This window comes from Rudaea sp. 3F27F6 (genome assembly GCF_005503555.1).
GTDB lineage: Bacteria > Pseudomonadota > Gammaproteobacteria > Xanthomonadales > Rhodanobacteraceae > Rudaea.
The window spans coordinates 370,044-389,617 of sequence record NZ_SCNG01000003.1 but is presented as its reverse complement, the minus strand read 5'-3'; the positions used below and the strand labels follow the sequence as shown (position 1 = coordinate 389,617).

At 66.8% G+C, this 19,574-nt stretch carries 7 protein-coding genes; 1 reads left to right on the top strand and 6 read right to left on the bottom strand.

Going from position 1 to position 19,574, the window contains the following annotated elements; genetic code table 11:
- Positions 1 to 7: 7 nt before the first annotated feature.
- Positions 8 to 619, bottom strand: a complete 612-nt coding sequence (locus FFS30_RS14265; protein WP_137913842.1) for a LysE family translocator — start codon at positions 617 to 619, stop codon at positions 8 to 10.
- Positions 620 to 723: 104 nt separating this feature from the next.
- Here FFS30_RS14265 and FFS30_RS14260 point away from each other — a divergent pair, with 104 nt between their 5' ends.
- Positions 724 to 1,188, top strand: a complete 465-nt coding sequence (locus tag FFS30_RS14260; protein WP_171014623.1) for an Lrp/AsnC family transcriptional regulator — start codon at positions 724 to 726, stop codon at positions 1,186 to 1,188.
- A 24-nt stretch (positions 1,189 to 1,212) separates the two neighbouring features.
- Here the strand turns inward: FFS30_RS14260 and FFS30_RS14255 are convergent, their stop codons facing one another.
- From FFS30_RS14255 to FFS30_RS14235, 5 genes are all read right to left on the bottom strand, one after another.
- Positions 1,213 to 3,618 (bottom strand): zinc-dependent metalloprotease, encoded by a 2,406-nt coding sequence (locus tag FFS30_RS14255; protein ID WP_249352457.1) that lies wholly within the window; start codon positions 3,616 to 3,618, stop codon positions 1,213 to 1,215.
- A 229-nt stretch (positions 3,619 to 3,847) separates the two neighbouring features.
- Positions 3,848 to 14,437, bottom strand: a complete 10,590-nt coding sequence (locus FFS30_RS14250) for an Ig-like domain repeat protein (protein ID WP_171014622.1) — start codon at positions 14,435 to 14,437, stop codon at positions 3,848 to 3,850.
- Positions 14,438 to 14,985: 548 nt separating this feature from the next.
- Entirely contained in the window at positions 14,986 to 17,682 is a 2,697-nt protein-coding gene (locus tag FFS30_RS14245) for a serine/threonine-protein kinase (RefSeq protein WP_137913839.1), read from the bottom strand.
- A gap of 4 nt (positions 17,683 to 17,686) precedes the next feature.
- The gene (locus FFS30_RS14240; protein WP_171014621.1) at positions 17,687 to 18,268 is read right to left on the bottom strand and encodes an ECF-type sigma factor; all 582 of its coding nucleotides are present in this window, start codon (positions 18,266 to 18,268) and stop codon (positions 17,687 to 17,689) included.
- Between the two features lie 305 nt (positions 18,269 to 18,573).
- A complete protein-coding gene (locus FFS30_RS14235; RefSeq protein ID WP_137913837.1) occupies positions 18,574 to 19,392 on the bottom strand; it encodes a helix-turn-helix domain-containing protein in 819 nt (272 codons plus the stop codon).
- Positions 19,393 to 19,574 lie beyond the last annotated feature (182 nt).

Genomic DNA, 19,574 nt, shown 5'->3' with positions numbered 1-19,574 from the left:
CCGCAGCTCAGTCGACCGCGAGCTTCGCCGCCGCGGTCAGCAGCAGGCCGCCCGACACGCCTTCGACCCAGCGCCGGTAGCGGTCGTTGAAACGGCCGCTGCGCCCGGCCGCGGCGAGGACGCCGCTCAACGCCGCATAGAACGCCGCGCAGAGCGAGATGAAGGTCAGCGACAACACCAGTGCCTGCTGCGCCACGGAACCTCCGGCGTGCATGAACTGCGGCAGCAGGGCAAAGTAGATCAGCATGCCTTTCGGATTCAGCACCGCGGTCAGGAAGCCGCGCCGGAACGACGCCGCAGCGGCGCCCGTCGGCATCACCATATTGCCCGGCCGCAAGGCCGAACGGATCAGACGGCCGGCGAGATAAGCGAGATAGACGACGCCGACCCAGCGGATCGCCGCGAACAGGGTCGGCGAAGCAACGATCAGCGCGGCGAGCCCGAACGCGACGAGCAGCGAATGCACGCAATAGCCGGTACACACGCCGGCGGTTGCGCGCAGCCCCGCGCCCGCATTGCCGCCGATGGCTTGAGAGGCGATGAACAACATGTCCGGCCCCGGCGTGCAGATCAGCGGAAAAACGGTCAGCGAAAACAGCAGAACGGTCGAGATATCCATGCGCACAGCGTACGCGCAGCGGCACGGAATCGGGTTGCGAAAATTTCCTCGATTCGGCAAAAATTGGCAGTAGATTTCCACATTCGGGAAATTCGAGGCTGCAGATGCCAATCAAGCTCGATGAGATCGACCGGCGCATCCTGCGCGCCCTGCAGCGCGACGGACGCATGCAGAACGCCGAACTGGCGCAAGAGGTCGGCTTATCGCCGTCGCCGTGCCTGCGCCGCATGCGCCTGCTCGAAGAGGCCGGCGTGATCCAGCGCTACGTCGCCGTGCTCGACCCGGCCAAGCTCGGCATCGGCATGACCCTGTTCACGCGCGTCTGGTTGACCGCGCAGGACGCGGAGACGATCGAGCACTTCGTCGCCGCGATGAAACAACTGCCGCAGGTCGTCGAGTGCTACATCATGCTCGGGGAAAGCGACGCGCTGCTGCGCGTCGTGGTCGACGACCTCGACGGCTATCGCCGCTTCCAGACCACGCATCTGACGCGCGCGAATGGCATCCGCAACGTCAAGACCGATCTACCGAGCGAGATCGTCAAGCAGACGCACGCGCTGCCGGTGTGAGCGCGCACCGCCGTGGCGGCGCGCTCAGATCGGCGCGCCGGGCGGAATCGGCGGCAGCGGACGCAGCTTGACCGACTTCGGATCGGCGAGATATTTGCGGATCGTCTCCGCTGCCGACGCGCGGCTCGCGCCGGCCGCATCGCCCCCGCTCTGCTTCGCCAGCCACGACTGCCACTGCTGCAACGATGCGCGCACTTCGGCCTCGACCTGCGCATGCAGCTTGCCGTCGTCAAGCGCGCGCAGCAGCGCGTCGAGTACGACCCAGTTCGCTGCGTTCTGCACGGCCGCCGCGGACGTGTCGCGCGCAGTCTGCTGCCAGGTGCCGCGGAACGTCGCATCGAGCACGTCGCCGACGCCGGGCTGGCCGCCGTCGCGCGCGTGCTGCCAGGCTAGGCGGTTGAGGCGCTCGGGCGCGAACAGGAACATGGTCGTCTGCGCGGCCGCGGCTTCAGCGGCGGCAAACGGATCGAACAGCGGCCCATTCTTGGTCGCGAAGTATTCGCGGCTGCGCGCATAGTCGTTGCCGGGAGGCGTCACCAGATCGAGCACGTTCGCCGGCAGCACAAGACTGTCGGCGCCGAGCGTTTCGATCAGACGCGCGAGCGCAGTGCGCTGCGTATCGGCCGGCACCGGGCGCGAACCGGCCTGGCGATCGACCGCTTCCGAATAGGAGTAACTGGCACCGCCGAGCAGGCGCGCGACGGCCTCGGTTTGATAGCGATGCAACAGATAGAGCGGCACGAGGCGCGCTTCGATTTCGCCGGCCTGACGCTCGGGCGGCAACACGCCAATCGAGAAATTCGCCAGCGCCTTGCGCCGCACGGCCATCAGCGCCTCGAATGTTTTCAAGGTGTCCGCGCCAGAATCCCAGAGCAGACCGTCCGGCTCCGCGTCGCCGGGGCTGCGCGCATCCTGGTCGCTGACGTAGCGGAAGCCGGCCTTGGCGATATCGGCGCGCAGCTTCGCCAGCGCCGCCGTTTCATCCCCCGCGAACTGGCCGTAGGCGTGAGCGACGATGAAGTCGTCCCACGGCCCGACGCCGACGCCATAGGCGCCGTCGAGCGAGATCGCACCGTCCGCGCCGAGCTTGAGCAGCGGATGCGGATAGTCCATCACCGAACCGTTGCCGAGCCGGCTCGCGGCGAAGTTGTGGGCGAAGCCGAGTGCGTGACCGACTTCGTGCGCGGCGAGCTGGCGCAGGCGCGCGAGCGCCATGCGCTCGGCCTGACCTTTGAGTTCGGCAGCGTTGGCCTTGTCGTATGGCGCGAGCAGGCTTTCGGCGATGAGAATGTCCTGGCGCACGCGCTGCGAACCGAGAGTGACGTTGCCGCGGATGATCTCGCCAGTGCGCGGATCGACGATCGGCTGGCCGTACGACCAGCCGCGCGTGTAGCGATGCGCCCAAGTGATCAGGCTGTAGCGCGCGTCCATCGGATCGACGCCTTCGGGCAGCAGCTCGACGCGGTAGGCGTCCTTGAAACCGGCCTTCTCGAACGCGCTCTTCCACCAGTTCGCGCCTTCGAGCAGGGCCGAGCGCACCGGCTCGGGCGTGCCGCGGTCGAGATAGAACACGATCGGCTTCTTCACCGGGCTGAGCGCCGCGCCGGGCTCGGTCTTATCGAGGCGGAAGCGCGGCTGCACGCGGCGGTCGAGGCTCGATGCGAGCGGCTGGGCGAAGTCGTACCAACCGACGCTGAACGCACCCGACGCCGGATGGTAGGCGCGCGGCGCATAGCCCGCCGGCGGCAAGCGCACGAAGCTCAGATGCTGGCGCACGGTGACGCTCTGCGGGTCCATCGCCACGTCCTTGACGAAGGCGCCTTCGCCGGGCCCGCGGAAGGTCAGCATCGCTTCGAGTTCGGTGTTATCGGGAAAACTCTTCGCATCGGCGAGCGACACCGCGCTGCGGCCGGCGTCGACTTCGTACTTGCCCTGCTTGGTCTGGTTCAAGCGTTCGCCGATGCCGTGGCGATCGGAGATCAGCAGCGGGCTCGCATCGACGAGCACCTCGCCATTCGCGCCCTTGCGCTCGGCAAGGATCTCGCCGCTCCACAACACCGACTCGGCAAACGCCTGGCGCACGCTGAGCGCCTCGTCGGCATTGTTCGACACGGCGCGGAACTTGGTGTTGTCTTCGACCAGCAGCACGCGCGAGCCGACGCGGCGGAACTCGACCAGATGCGATTCGCTGCTCTGGCCGCGATCGAGGCCGACGTCGTTCGAGCCGAGCGCCCACGGCAGCGAACTCATGAGCAGGAAGGGCTGCTCGAAGGCATGCACGCCGAGCAGCACGCGGCCCTTCGCTTCGTCGCGGTAGACGTCGAAGAAACCCGCGACATGCGGCATGCCTTGCGTTGCGCCGGCGAAATCCGCGGGTGTCGCAGTTTTATTCGCCTGCGGCGCCGGCGCCGCAGCCGCGGCGGTCATCATCAGCAACCCCAGTACCGCACACGCGACTCGCCCGCTACGCACCACGGCCCACTCCCATCGAAGGATATGCGCCATTTTGCCCGGCTCGCGCCGCGTTGCAATGGGCCGAAGATCATGGATCGGTGCCGCACGCGAGAAGCGCTGCGGCACGATCATGTCTTATCGCGATTGGCGCGGCGGCTTGTCTGTCGATCGAAGCCGCCGCTCGATTGCGAAGATCAGTGCCCGCTCAAGCGTCGCCCCGGTTCCGATCTGCGCGGCGCGTACGCGCAAATGCACCGATCAAACCGATCATCGCAGCGAACAGCCATAGCGCCCAACGTCCGAGCGCAGGCGCCGGCACCGGCGCCGAAACCGGCGCATCGACGACGACCGTCACCTGCGCCTGCGCCTGGGCGAACGCGCGATCGCCGCCGTACACGGCCTTCAACGTATGCGTGCCCGCGCTCAGCGTCGACAGCGGCAGCGTCGCATTGCCGCCGGCATCGATCGCCACCGTGTTCAAAGTGGACGCGCCGTCGTAGAAGGTCACGGAACCCGTCGGCACCGAGGCGGCGGCCGGCAGCGCGGCAGCCTGCGCAGCCGATGTGGCTGCACCATGTATACCATCCGTCACCGTCGGCGCCAGGCAACCGGAGACCGTCGCCGCGAGGCTCAGGCTCTGGCCGACGGCGATATGGTCCGGCGTCGCTGTCAGCGCGACCGCAGCACACTTGAGACCGACGCTGATCGTCAACGCGGCGGAGGTTTGCGCCGCGTTGTTCGCATCGCCCGCGTACGTTGCCGTGAGCACGTGGCTGCCCGCCGTCGCGAAGCTCGTAGTGCAGCTCGCCGTCGCCGTGTTGCCTGAGGTGATCAGGTTCACCTGGCTGCACAACACCGTGCCGCCGTCGTTGATCGTGACCGTGCCCGTCGGTGCCTGTCCGCTGACCGTCACGTTGAGCGTGACGGCCGCATCGACCGCCGCCGTCGTCGTGCTCGCAGTCAGCGTGATCGCGCTCGTCGCGCTGCCGATGACGATGCTTTGCGTAACTTCATTCGCCGCGTTGTAGTGCTCGTCGCCCGCCTGGTCGGCCGCGATCGTGCAGGTGCCCGCCGTGAGCATCGTCACCGTCGTGCCGGCGACCGAGCAGACCGGCGCAGTCTTCGAGGCGTAGACAATCGGCTGGCCCGAATTCGGCGTCGTGCTCGTCGCCAGCGGCGCGATCGCGAACGTGCCGTTGGCCGTGAGTGTCCGGTTCGGCGTCGTCTGCACCGGGAAGGTCAAGGTCTGATCGGCCTTGTTGACGACCTGGCTCACGACCGCGCTCGACGACTGGTTGTTCGCATCGCCCGCATAGCGCGCCGTGATCACGTGCGTGCCGACGCTGAGCGTGGATGTCGTGCAGATCGCGGTGGCGTTGCTCGTACCGGCAACGAGGTTGACCGCGGCGCAGAGCAGGGTCTCGCCGTCGCTGAAGACCACGCTGCCGGTCGGGATCACGCCGCCCGCCGGCGGCGTCACCGTCGCCGTGAACGTGACGCTCTGGCCATAGGTGCTCGGATTGACCGAACTGACCAGGTTCATGCCCGGCGACGCCGCACCGACAATGAGACCGAGCGGCTTGGCGCTGCTGCCGGTGAAGTTGACGCTCGCCGCGGTGTCGGGGGAATACACCGCGGTGAGCGTCTTGCTGCCGGCCGAACTCGGCGTCAGCGGGCAACTCGTTGCCGGCAGGGTGATCGTGCAGTGATCGCCCGTGCCGCTATCGCCGTCGCTGATCGCGATGCTGCCGCTCAGCGTGCCCGCGCCGGGCTCGCCCACGGCAACCGTGGCGGTCACGACGACCGGATTGCCAAGCGTGATCGATGCCGGTGCGGACAGACTCGTGATCGTCGCGGCCTTGCCGACGGTCACGCCAGTCGTGGCGCTCGATCCGGCCGTGTTCGCGTCGGTAGGCGTATACGTCGCGGTGATCGTGTGCGCGCTGACCGACAGGCCAGTGCTCGTGCACTGGGCCGAGCCGCTCGCGACGGGCACTGCACCGCAGCCCGTGAGCACATTGGCGCCGTCGCGGAACGCGAGCGTGCCGTTGAGTGCGATGCCTTCGGCGGCCGATACCGTCGCCGTGAAGGTGACGCTCTGGCCGTAGACGGTCGTGGCCGAACTCGCCGTCAGCGTCGTTGTCGTTGCGGCAGCGCCGACCAGCAAGTTTGCCGTACCCGAACTCGCGGCGAAGTTGGTCGAGCCCACGTAGCTCGCCGTGATCGTCTTGCTGCCGGCCGGTGCCTGCGGCGCCAGCGTGCAGTTGCCCGCGCCGGTCGAGTCGAGAACGACGCTGCAGATCTGGCCTTGCACGTTCACTGCGACTTCGCCCGACGGAATGCCGGCACCGGGCGCATTTGCGCTGACGCTGACGCCGATCGTCACCGGATTGCCGAGTACGATCGAGGCCGGTGCGGTCACGGTCGTCGTGGTCTGTGCGACGTGGACTGTCTGCGGAATCGTTTGCTGCGTGCCATCGAGCAAGGTCGCCGTCGACGGCGTGTTGTTCGCATCGCCTTCGTACTGGAATCGCAGCGCATGATCGCCGACGCTCAGATCGGCCTGCGGCACCGTGCAGGTGGCGTTGACCGAGTTGGCCGTGCCGGTTGCGCTCAACGTAGAGTCCGCGCAGATCTCGGTTTCGCCGTCGATAAAGAACTGCACCTTGCCGGTCGGCGTGACGCCGCCTGCGACCGGCGTCACCGTGCCGGTCAGCGTGACGCCCTGGCCGAACACACTCGGGTTGACCGAGCTGATCAGGGTTGTGCCCGGTTGCGAAGCGTTGACGCCGAGCGAGGCACTCGCATTGCTGCCGGTGAAGTTCGTGCTCGATGCGGAGTCGGGGGTGTAAGTCGCTGTTACCGTCTTTGTACCGGCGCTGCTTGGTGTCAGTGTGCAGCTTGTTGCCGGCAAAGTGATCGTGCAGTGATCGCCGCTACCCGAGCCGCCGTTGCTCACGGTCACCGTGCCGGTCGGCGTGCCCGAGCCGGGTGCGGTCGCCGCGACGGTGACGTTGACCGTCGTCGATGCGCCGAGCGCGACCGCCCACGGCTGCGCGTTGGTGATCGTGGTCGTGGTCGCTGCCGCGCTGACGGTGACGTTCGTGCTGCCCGACGATCCGGTCGTGTTGTTGTCGCTCGGCGTAAATGTCGCAATCACATGATGCGCCGTCGCCGACACTGCGAGGCCCTGCGTCGTACAGGTTGCGACGCCGCCGGTCAGCGTCACCGCAGTCGCGCATCCCGACGGAAGCGGATTGCCATTTTCGCTGAACGCCACCGTCCCGGCCGGTGTGCCCGGATTGCCGCTCGGCAGCGACACCGTCGCCGTGAAGGTGACGCTCTGGCCGAATACCGCCGTCGCCGGCGCAGCCAGGGTCGTCGTCGTCGCTGCCGAACCGACTTGCAGACTCGCCGTGCCCGAACTCGCGGCAAAGTTAGTCGAGCCCGCGTAGTTCGCCGTGATCGTCTTGTTGCCCGCGGGCGCCGACGGCGTCAGCGTGCAACTGCCCGCGCCGGTCGAGTCGAGGGTCACGCTGCAGATTTGGCCTTGTACGTTCACCGTCACTTCGCCCGACGGAACGCCCGCGCCTGGCGCATTCGCGCTGACGCTGACGCCGATCGTCACCGGGTTGCCGAGTACGATCGAGGCCGGTGCGCTCACCGTCGTCGTGGTCTGTGCGACATTGACCGTCTGCGGAATCGTCTGCTGCGAGCCATTGACCAAGGTCGCCGTCGACGACGTGTTGTTCGCATCGCCTTCGTATTGGAAACGTACCGCATGATCGCCGACGCTCAAGTCGGCCTGCGGTATGACGCAGGTCGCGCTGACCGCGTTGCTCGCACCGATTGCACTGAGTGCCGCGTTCGCACAGATTTCCGTCGTGCCGTCGATAAAGAAATGCACGCTGCCGCTCGGCGTGACGCCGCCCGCGGCCGGCGTCAGCGTACCGGTCAAAGTCACGCTCTGACCGAATACGCTCGGATTTGCCGAACTCGTCAGCGCAGCGACCGGCTGAGTTGCGCTGACGCTCAGCGATGCGCTCGCATTGCTGCCGGTGAAGTTCGTGCTCGATGCAGAGTCGGGCGTGTAGGTCGCCGTCACGGTCTTTGTGCCGGCGCTGCTTGGTATCAGCGCGCAGTTCGTCGCCGGCAAGGTGATCGTGCAGTGATCGCCGCTGCCCGAACCGCCGGTGCTCACCGTCACTGTACCGGTCGGCGTGCCCGAGCCGGGTGCAGTCGCCGCCACCGTGACATTGACCGTCGTCGATGCGCCGAGCGAAACCGTCCACGGCTGCGCGTTGGTGATCGTGGTCGTCGTCGCTGCCGCGCTGACGGTGACGTTCGTGCTGCCCGACGATCCGGTCGTGTTGCTGTCGCTCGGCGTAAATGTCGCGATCACATGATGCGTGGTCGCCGACACCGCGAGGCCCTGCGTCGTGCAGGTCGCGACGCCGCCACTTACCGTCACCGCAGTCGCGCAGCCCGACGGAAGCGGATTGCCATTTTCGCTGAACGCCACCGTGCCTGCCGGCGTACCCGGATTCCCGCTCGGCAGCGACACCGTCGCCGTGAAGGTCACACTCTGGCCGTATACCGCCGTGGCCGGCGCGACCAAGGTCGTCGTCGTCGCCACGGCACTGACTTGCAGGCTCGCCGTACCCGAACTCGCCGCGAAGTTGCTCGAACCGGCGTAGCTGGCCGTGATCGTCTTGCTGCCGGCCGGCGCCGGCGGCGTCAGTACACAATTACCCGCGCCGCTCGTATCGAGTACGGCGCTGCAGGTCTGCCCGCCGAGGCTCACCGTAACCGAGCCGGGGGGAATGCCCGCACCGGGCGCATTCGCACTGACGCTGACGCCGATCGTCACCGGGTTGCCGAGCACGATCGAGGCCGGTGCGGTCACCGTCGTCGTCGTCTGCGCAACATTGACCGTCTGCGGAATAGTCTGCTGCGAGCCATTCACCAAGGTCGCGCTCGACGCAACATTGTTGGCATCACCGTCGTACTGGAAGCGCAGCGGATGATCGCCGACGCTCAAGTCGGCTTGCGGTACGGCGCAGGTCGCGCTGACCGCATTGGTCGCGCCGACTGCACTGAGCGTCGTGTTGGAACAGATTTCCGTCGTGCCGTCGATAAAGAAATGCACGCTACCGCTTGGCGTGACGCCGCCTGTGGCCGGCGTCAGCGTGCCGGTCAAGGTCACGCTCTGGCCAAACACGCTCGGATTCGCCGAACTCGTCAGCGCCACGACAGGCTGAGTTGCGCTGACGCTCAGCGACGCGCTCGCATTGCTGCCGGTGAAGTTGGTGCTCGATGCCGAGTCGGGCGTGTAAGTCGCTGTTACCGTCTTTGTACCGGCGCTGCTCGGCGTGAGCGTGCAACTCGTCGCCGGCAAGGTGATCGTGCAGTGGTCGCCACTGCCCGAGCCGCCGTTGCTCACGGTCACCGTGCCGGTCGGCGTGCCGGAGCCCGGCGCAGTCGCTGTCACCGTCACATTGACCGTCGTCGATGCACCGAGCGCGACCGTCCACGGCTGCGCGTTGGTGATCGTGGTCGTGGTCGCCGCGGCGCTCACCGTGACGTCAGTACTCGCCGCCGAGACGCCCGTATTGCCGTCGCTCGGTGTGAAGGTCGCAACGACGTGATGCGATCCGACCGACAGAGCCTGCGTCGTGCAGGTGGCGACACCGCCACTCACCGTCACCGCGGTCGCGCAGCCTGCCGGCAGCGGATTGGCGCCTTCTACAAACTCGACCTTGCCGACCGCGGTGCCGCTGTTGCCGCTTGGCAGCGAGATCGTCGCCGTGAAGGTCACGCTCTGGCCGTAGACGGCCGAGGTCGGGCTCGACGTCAGCGTGGTGGATGTCGCCGCGGCGGAAATGGTCAGCGCGGTGGCGTTGCCCGCATCCTGCGCAAAGCTGTAGTTGCCGTGATTCGCGGTCAAGCCGCTACCGTCGATCGGATAGCTACCCGGCGCGCTCGACGCGGTCGCCGTTGTCGTGAAGCTCAATGTGCCGGTCGTCGCCGTGGCCTGCGATTCACCGCTGATAAATCCGCTCAACGTGCCGCTCAGGCCGCTCGGCGTGGTGCCGTAGGCGATCGTGGCCGCTGTGGCTTTGTAGGTCAGGGTCAACGCGGTGATGTTGGCACTCAGACCGGTCGGCTGGGTCAGCGTGTAGTTGCCTGCGGCGCTGCCGCCGATCGAATCGTTCGCAGTCACCGCAATGCCGGTACCGACGTTGGCCTGGGCGAACGTGCCAGTCTGGGTCAGGCTCACGTTGCTTGCGTCGGCAGGGATTACGCCGACGAGCGTGCCGCCGCCCAAGGTCGCGGTCGCCGTGCCGTCATACGGTTTGTTCTGCGCGTTCGTGCCGGTCACCGTCAGCGGTGCGCGCGTCACGTTGATCTGCACGCTCGCCGCCGCGCTTGTGTAGTTGGTCGTGTCGATCGGGTTGAAGGTCACCGCCAAAGTCTGCGCGTTGCCCGCGGGCAGCACGCTGCCGGCGAGAGGCGTGTAGATGAAGGTGCCCGCCACCGGATTGCCGTTGTAGGTCGCGGTCGCATTCAATTGCGCCGCGCTGAGCGGCGTGCCGTAGACGATCGCACTCGGCGTGCCCCAGGTCAGCGTCGGCGTGATCGCGATAACGACTTGGCTCAGTGCGCCCGACGGCGGCTGCGCGGCGGCGGCATAGTTCGTATCGCCGGTGTACTGCGCGGTGATCGAGTGCGTGTCGGCGCTCAAGGTGCTCGTGGTGAAGGTCGCCGTGCCGGCGCCGTTGAGCGCCTGTGTGCCGAGCAGGGTGGTGCCGTCGTAGAAGCTCACATTGCCGGTCGGCGTCTGCGTGGCCGGTGCGACGGCCGCGACAGTCGCGGTGAAACTCAGCGAGGTACCGTAGTTGCTCGGGTTGGTACCGCTGCTCAGCACGAGCGTGGTCTGCGTGAGGTTCTGCGTGAAAGTTGCCGTACAGGTTCTCGCCGCGGTCATCGCCACCGTGGTCACGGGATTCGTGCCGCTGCAATCGCCGCTCCATGCCGAGAAACTCTGCTGCGCATTCGGCGTCGCGGTCAGCGTGACGGTCGACAGCGCTTCGCCGTTATAGGTCGCGCTGCAACTGGCCGTGCAGGCTGCGATGCCGCCGCTCACCGGTAGCGGCGCCGCGCTGGCCGACACGCTGCCGCCGCCGCTGACGCTCACCGTCAGCACGGACAGGCGCGACTCGACCGCGCCGATGTCGCAGCCGGCGCCCTGCGGGCGTGGCACGCCGCGAACGTCGTCCGGCAACTGGCAGGTTCCGGCATCGATCGCCGCGCTACCGCCGCCGGGCAGTACCGACAGAACGGCGCCGCCGTAATTGCCTAGCGCGCCGAGCTTCGGATCGCCTGCGACCATGTTCGTGCACGTGGCGTTTCCGCTCGGGCAACCGCCCTGCACGATGCTGTGGTCGAGCGTTACCGCACCGTTGGATGCGAAAACAATCTCGGGATCGCCTGCATTGAGGACATCGCCCCACAGGATCGAATTGCGCAACGTCGCGTTGGCCACGCCGCCGGTGCCATAGGCCTCGCTGGAGAGGGCGCCGCCGCGCCTCACGGCGCTCGTGTTGCCGGTGAAGGTAGCGTTGTCGAACGTCGGCGTGACTGTGCCGAGGTTGACGTTGAGGTCGATGGCGCCGCCCCAGTTCGACGAACTGTTGCCGCTGAAAACCACGTTGGAAAACGCCGGGCTGACACGACCGGCGGCGGGCGGTGCGGAGAGGCTGACCGCACCGCCCGAGCCGCCGAGACCGACGGCGCGATTGCCGCGGAACAGAACTTTCGACACGATCGCATTGGCGGTGCCGGCGCTGCTGGTCAGACTCAATGCGCCGCCGCCGACGGCGCGGTTGCCGCTGAAGACCAGATTGCTCAGGGTGAAGCCGCAACTCGCCTGGGCCAGCGACGCGTCGCATCTGAGGCCGCCGCCGAGGCCGGTGGTGGCGCTGGCGTCGCCCGCGGTGATGATGAAGCCGTCGATCACCGTGTCGGGGCCATAGCCGGCCGCGCCGCCGTTGTTCATCTTCACCACATTCACGCTGTTGCTGCCGGCAATCTGCGCCGCATCGAGCACGACGCCATTCGCATCGGTCGTGTCGTTGCCGTCGATGTCGCCGGACATGACCGTGGGATTCGTCGCGATCACGCTCAGCGTGCGATCGCTCAGCGCCGCTTCGACGCCGGCAAAACCGCCGTAGATCTTCTGACCGGCGCGCGGCTGGAAGCTGTCGGTCGTCGCAGTGCCGGGTTTGTACACGCCCTTCGCCGCCCAGACTTGAGCGCAGGCGGCACTACGTACGGCCGGCTGCAGATCGGTATACGCATCGGTCCAGCTCGTGCCGTCGTTCGCTCCCGTAGCCGCCTTGTTGACGTAGCAGAGCAACTGCACGTTTGCCTGGAATTGATCGGCGAGACGGAATCCGCCGGAAATGGCATTGCCGGCGGCATCGGCGATGCCCGTGCCGCTGCTGTTCAAGGTCAGGAACAAATGACCGACGCCGGCGATGTTGTTCACCACGGCGGTGTAACTGCTGCCGCTGCCGGTCACCGCACCGAGCTGGCCGGTCGCCGAGCCGTCGACGGTTTCGACTTTGAAAGCGCCCGCGGCGACGCCGGTTACCGGCTCCGAGAACGTGATCGTGTACGAGATCGTCCTGCTCGTGGCCGGCGGCGAACCGACGAGCGCGATCGACGTCACCGTCGGCGCCGTGCCGTCGAGAACGATGCCGGCGAGCGAGGGCACGTTGTTCAATGTCAGCACAGCCGCGGCGCCGTTGTTCGCATCGACCAGGCTGCCGCCGTTGAGGTCGATGCTGCTGCTGTTCAGCGTAATGCCACTGGTGTTGTTCGGCACGCCGCCGCCGAACGGATAGCGAAACAGCAGACTCTGCGTGCCGCTGCCGGACACGTAGTTCACGTAGCGCCCACCGAGGGTCGGTATGATCAGGACGAAGCGCGGCGCGCCGGCCACCGTGACCGGACTGCTGAACTGCACGGTGAAGTCGAGCGTCCTGCCGATACCGTAAAGACCGTTGGGCGGCACGTTCACGCCCGTCACCGACGGCGGGGGCGGCTGCACGTTCAGCGACAGCGTCGTGGTCGGTGCGGCGTTGTAATTGGCGTCGCCGGCCTGATTGGCAGTGAGCGAGCAGATGCCGGCGGCGACCATCGTGACCGTGGTTGCACTGACCGTGCAGACGCTGGTCGTGCTCGAAGCGAAAACGAGCGCGCCGGACGACGCGCCACGCGTGGCCGACACGCTGAACGTGCCACCCGATACGAAGACCGGCGCTGCCGGACTGGCGGCGAAGTTCGTGATCGTCTGATCGGCTTTCGCCATGGTGATGTCGTATTCCAGGGTCTGCGCGGCGTTGTAGTTCGCGTTGCCGGCTTGATCCGCGGTGAGCTTGCAGAGTCCTGCGGTCACGACGGTCAGCGCGGCAGCATTGACCGTACAGACCGACGGCGTCAGCGACGCAAACGTGACCGGAATGCCCGAGGCGCCCGGCGTCGCCGACAAGGTGTAGCTGCCGCCGTAGACGTAAACCGGCGGCGTGGCGACGAAGTTGGTGACGAACTGCGTGCCTTTGGCGATCGCCACGTCGAGATTGACCGGGCTGGCCGTGCTGTACTGGCTGTTGCCGGCCTGGTTCGCCTGGATCGTGCACGTGCCCGCGCCGAGCATGGTGATCGTCGCGCCGTTGGCGCCGCCGCTCGTGCACACGGCAGTCGTCAGGCTCGTGAACGTGACCGGATTGCCCGAGGCGCCGCCCGTGGCCGACACACTGAAGGTACCGCCAGCGGAGAACATCGGCGTCGGTGGCGACGCCGAGAGACCGGTAATCGTTTGCGCAGCCTGCACCTGCGGACGAATGAACCGGCCGACTGCGGAGAAATAACCGGCACCGCCGAGCGTGATCGTGGAAACAGTCGGCGTCGCCGTGGAGAGGTCGACGACGTTGACCGTGCCCGACGCATCGTTGTTGGTGACGTAGAGTTTTTTCCCGTCGGGCGTGATGTCGATGCCGTAGGCCGAGCCTCCGGTCGCGATCGTCGAAGTCACCGTGAGGCTCGTCGTATCGATGACTGCGACGTTCTTGCTCTGATAGCTGGTCGCATAAATCTTGCTGCCGTCGGGGCTGACGACGATGCCCGCGAGCTTGTAGCTGGTCGGTCCGGTCGCGATCGTCTTGGTCACCGTATTGGTCGCGTTGTTGATGACCGCGACCTGTGCCGACGTCCACGCCGCAACATAGGTGCGCGTGCCGTCCGGGCTCATCACCACGGCATTCGGCGTGATGCCGACGCTGACGTTCGCGATTTTGCTCATGCTCGTGGTGTCGATCACGGCGACGCCGCTGGCGCCTGCCTGGTAGGCGATGTAGAGACGCTTGCCGTCGGGCGTGATCGTGAGCGCCCACGGGTTTGCATCGATCGCCATAGTGGAGCCGACCGTGTTGGTCGCGGTGTTGATCACGCTCAAGGTGCCGGCGCCGGTTCCGCTGACGACGTAGACGAGGGAGCCGTCGGGAGAGACGACCACGCCGACCGGCGCCGCGCTGACGCTGACCGTGGTGATCAGCGTATTGCTCGCGGTGTCCACCACGGCGACATTGTTGCTGCTCTGGCAGCCGAAATAGGCGCGCGTGCCGGCCGGATTGACGGCGACGCCGAACGGCGACGAACAGAGCGGGGAGATCGTCGCCGTGACCGTGTCGGTCGCCGTATCGACGACCGACACTTTGCTATTGGACGTCATCGGGATATAGGCGAGCGCGGCGAAAGCCGGCGTCGTGCCGACGATCGACGCGAGGCTCAGAACGGCCAGCAGAAACGGGATGCAGCGATTTCGTAGCGACGCGAATCCGTGTGCGATGCGGGACAGAACCAACCCCGTTCGAGCCGCCCCGACCCGGCGCGCGGCAAACGGACTTTGCGTGATCGACATACGAACGGCTTTCCGCGCGAAGTGCGCGCGCTCCCCTGTGCGGTGATTCGCCGAGCCTAGCCGATCGGCGAACGACGACGTAGGTCTAAAACTAGGCAGGTCCGTGCGCTGCGGCGAATTCGGCGTGCGGAAAAACACCGCACGGCGAAACAGCCGATGGATGGCAGTCGGATAAGGCACGGTGTTTCCCCTGGTTTCGAGCACATTGCGGCGTCGATCGGATATTCGTAATTCGGCGCCGGCGGGGATCATCATCGCGGTCGAGTCCGCGCGGACACTTCGACGCGCAGCGCAAAACGTGAACGCGGCCGCGGTATCGCTCGAACCCGTCCCGGCGCAGCAATCTCGCGCCGAGGATTTCAGCGCGGTTCGTGCAAGGCGCGAACGCGCGCGAACAACGGCGAATTCGGCAAGAGCCTGCCTTCGATGCCGGCGAGGATGGCGTCGGCGAGTTTTGCCGCCGCGTCGTCGCGCGCGTGCGCGCCCAGCCACTCGGCGCGCGGCAGCATGGCCAGCGCGATGCGCGGATCGCCCGGCGCGAAGACCCGGGCCGCGGCGGCTTCGGCGTTCTCCACCTCGGCGAGCGCGGCCGCGTCGCCGCTGCGCTGCAGGTGCAGCAGCGCCTGCGTTTGCGCCAGTTCCCACACCGTCATCGGCTTCAGCTTCGCCGCCTGCGCCGCGACGGCATCGAGTTGCGCCTGCGCATCGTCGAAGCGCTTGCACGACGTCAGCCAGCGCGCACGCTGCACTTTGATGGAGTACAAATCGTTCTCGTCCTGCGCGGGCTTGGCGGCGTAGATCGCCAGCACCTGATCGATGGCCTCGCCACCGCCGGGATCGCAGTCGCGCCAGCTCAGGATTCGCGCACGGGTCGCCAGGACGAGCGCCGTGGCGGCATCGTTCGCGCTCCACTGGCGGCGCGCCTTCGCCAGGGCCTGCCCGTTCAGTTGTTCCGCGCGGTCCAGATCGCCCGCTTCGGCAACGGCATTGGCAAAATTGTGCGTCCATACCGGAATGGAACCGTCGTCTTCGGAAAATTTGCGCTTGGCGATCGCAAAGATTTCGTCGTAGAGCGGCAGCGCGTCCTTCGCGCGCCCGGCGTTGACGAGAAACGACGCATACTGGGCCAACGACCAGGCGCCGATCTTGCTGTCCATGCGGCCGTAGCGGCGGTGCAGTTCGAGCGCGCGCGCAAACAGCGGCCCGGCTTCATCGAAGCGGCGCGCGCGGCTCATCGTATTGCCGATGGCTTCCAGTTGCAGCGCATATTCTTCGTGCGCATCGCCGTGCAGGCGCAGTTGCAGGGCGTTGGCTTCCTGCATCAAGGCGATCGCATGGTCGTAGCTGCCGCGGCGACGCTCGTTCCAGCCATAGCTCGACAGTTCGTCGACCAGATCCGCGCTGTCCGGTTTGAGCTTTCGCATCAGAACCAGGCTCTGCTCGAACAGGGGCGCCGCCTTCGTCGGATCGGAATCGCCGAGCACGCTGGCCGCGTTGCGGATGAGTTCGAGCCGCAACAGCGAGTCGGCGCCGGTGTTGCTTTCGACCAGACGCAATGCCTCGCGCAGATCGTCGTCGGGAGCGGTGCCGCCCGCCATGTATTTCAGATAAGTCTTGGCATTGTCTATCAGCATCTCCGCCAGCACGAGCGGCCGGTTCTGCGTGCGCTCCAGTGCGATGGCTTTGGTATACAGCGCACGCCCGCGCTCTTGCTGACCGATCACGAACAGCACCTCGGCGAGCGCGGCCGACATCTGCGCTTGCGTCGCCGGCTGCTCGGCGAGATCGCGTTCGACGCGCAGCAGCGCCTGGTCGAGCAACGTGGCGATCGAGACATTGCCGCTGCCCGCGTCGGGGTTGGCTCCCTCGAACACGGAGATGAGGAAATTGGTGGTCTCGCGCGCAGCGGTTTCCGCGGCGCGCGCTTCGCTTTCGGCCTGCCGCGCGCGATCGCGTTCGGCAATCACTCTGCCGGTGAACAACGCGCACAGCAACACGATGCCCGCGGCGACCGACAACCCTATCCAGTTGCGCCGCGCGAAGCGCGAGAACCGGTACGCCGTACTTGCCGGCAGCGCGCGCACCGGCCGATGTGCGCGCAGGCGCGCGATGTCGTCGCACAGCGCCTCGACCGACGAATAACGCGCTGCCGGGTCTTCGCGCGTCGCCATCACGAGAATCGCGGATAGCTCGGCTTCGGCTTCGACGTTCGCCGCGTCGAGCATGGCGCGCAACACCATGCCGAGGCTGTAGATGTCGCTGGCGACGCCGACACGCTCGCCGCGCCGCTGCTCTGGGCTCGCATAACCCGGGGTGTAGCCGGACGAAATGCCGGTGGCGACGGTGTCTTCGGCATAGCGCTCGGCCAGCTGGGCGATGCCGAAGTCGAGCAGCACCGGCTGTCCCTGCGCATTGACCAAAATATTCGACGGCTTGAGATCGCAATGCACGACGAGTTGGCGGTGCGCGTGGCCGACCGCGGCGCAGGCCGCGACGAACAGATCGAGGGTCGCGGCGAGACCGAGCCGGCGCTCGCGGCAGTAGTCGTCGATCGGCTGCCCGGCGATGAACTCCATCACCAGGTACGGCTGCCCTTGTCCGCTCGTGCCGCCGTCGAGCAGGCGCGCGATATTCGGGTGGTTCAGGTCCGCAAGCAATTGCCTCTCGCGCGCGAAGTTCGCGATGGCCGCGCTGCTGGCGAAGCCGCGGATGAATTTCAGCGCCGCGGTCTGCACGTAGCTGCCGTCGCTGCGTTCCACGCGATAGACGCGGCCCATGCCGCCGCGGCCGATTTCTTCGGCGACGCGCCACACGCCGAACACCTCGCCGATCGCCGGTTGCGGCGCCGCCGCTTCGGCGAACACGCGGTCGCGCACGCCGGTCAGCGCGCCGGTGCGATCGCGGTCGTCAGCCGCACACAACGCAAGCACCTCGGCGGCGAGATCGCCAACAATCCCCTGGCGTGCGAGCGCCTCGGCGCGCGCGGTGGGCTCGATGTCCACGACGCTGTCGTAGAGTTCGCGCAACCTTGCGTAGAGTTCGCTGTCGGCGTTCACGGGATCAGTCGCCGATCGCCTTGAGCAGCCAGGAACGCGCAAAGCGCAGATCGCGTTTCACGGTCGGCACGGAAACGTCCATCACGAGGGCGATCTCGTCCTGCTGCAAGCCGCCGAAATAAGTCAGGTGCATGATCTGGCCGCAGCGCGGATCGAGTGTTTCCAGCCGCGTCAGTGCCTGTTCCAGAGCAAGAAGGTCGACCGCGAGGGCGCCTTCGTCACCGAAGTCGGCGCGCGACAGGCTGACCTGCACGTCGCGGCCGCCGCGTTTTTCCGCCGCGCGCGCACGCGCGCGATCGACCAGGATCGAACGCATTGCCAGCGACATGGTGGCGAAGAAATGCGCGCGGTTGGCGAAGTCCATCGGTGACTGCATCATCCCCAACGCCGTTTCGTGCACGAGTTCGGTCGGCGACAACGTGGCCGCGCCGTGGTTGCCGACGCGGCGCACGGCCATCTGCTTGAGGGCCACGTAGGCCTCGTCGATCAGGGCCGAGAACGCGTGGCCGTCTCCGCTGCGCCACGCGTGCAGCAAATGGGTCAGGTCCGGATTCGATCCGGCTGGACTGGATTTTTCGGCAGTCATGGAATTCCCCGCTTCGGCATCTGGCGGCGGTTCTTTCGGCTGTCGCCGAAATGCGAAGCAGTCCGCGGCAAAACCGGCGCGCCGGAGCGAGATCGATGAAGCGTAGTCCAAGCGTGAATGGCCGCATACGCCTAAAATTAGGCATATCGGCATCGCCCTCTCGACCGGTTCGCTGGCGCGCGCGCGTGGTCGGCGGCGGACTCTATGTCAGGTCAAAAGGCCGATCGATTCGTTTGGCGTTTCGGCACGGCGACGCCCCGCTCCGCTGCGGCCCGACACGGACGTTCCGGTTTGAAATGGAGGAATCAGCGCGTGGCGACGGCGAATGCGGCTTTGCCGCCGAGCCGCGCAAGCATGTCATCGTACAGACGGCGCGAGAGTTCAAGCGCACGCAAGGTGGCGGCGACGCGATGTTCCACGCCGAGCTTGGCGTAGATCGCGCGCAGGTGGCGGCTGACCGAATCGGCGCGGATGCCGATCAGCAGAGCCATATCGTCGTTCGATTTGCCGCGCGTGAGCCAGTACAGCACGTCGCATTCACGTGGTGTGTAGCCGGCGCGTGCGAACAGCTCGGGCACGATCGGCGCCTCTCGTGCGGCGCTCAGCGCAAGCGCAAGCCGGCGTCCGTTCGCAAGATGCGGCTGGAGGAGCTCGAGCAGCGTCTTCTCGTCTTCGTCGAACGGTCTGCCGTCGCGCAGGAAGCCGACGAACACGGTGGTCTGCGGCGCGCTCGGCACATGCACGAAGCAATGGTCGGTCAGCCGCATCGGCTTGTAGACGTCCACGTAGATATCGAGATTCTCCAGCGCCGGCTTGCTGTAGAAGTCGCGCGCGCTGAACGGCCTGCCGGCGTTGGTCGCGGGATCGAAGCGGAACGCCGGGTACTTGGCCATATGCCGGCCGAACGCGGCGAACGCGTCGGCAAGGCCCGGCGGCGCCGAGTCGAAGTTCGCGCTGAGCACGCCGCTGCGATTGTCGAGCACGCCGTGGCTGTTTAGAGAAAAGCGCAGCAGGCGCGAGGTCAACGCGAACGTGCGATCGACGAGCGTGTCTGCGTCGAGGCCGGGACGGTAGAAGTCCGCGAGAGCTGCGCTGAACTCGCGCAGCGAACGTGGGGCGGGCATAACATCGAAATCCGAAGGTGAAACCGACGCGCCATGCGATTGCGGGTGCAACGAGGCAAACCCGCTACGGTCCGTCGTGGCCTCGCCTATCGCGCCGGCTAGCGTAGGCGAGGCTGGAAACAGACTGTGATGCTATCCCGAAATTGCTACGGAGGCGATTCCGAAGGCCGCAGCAGCGGGCT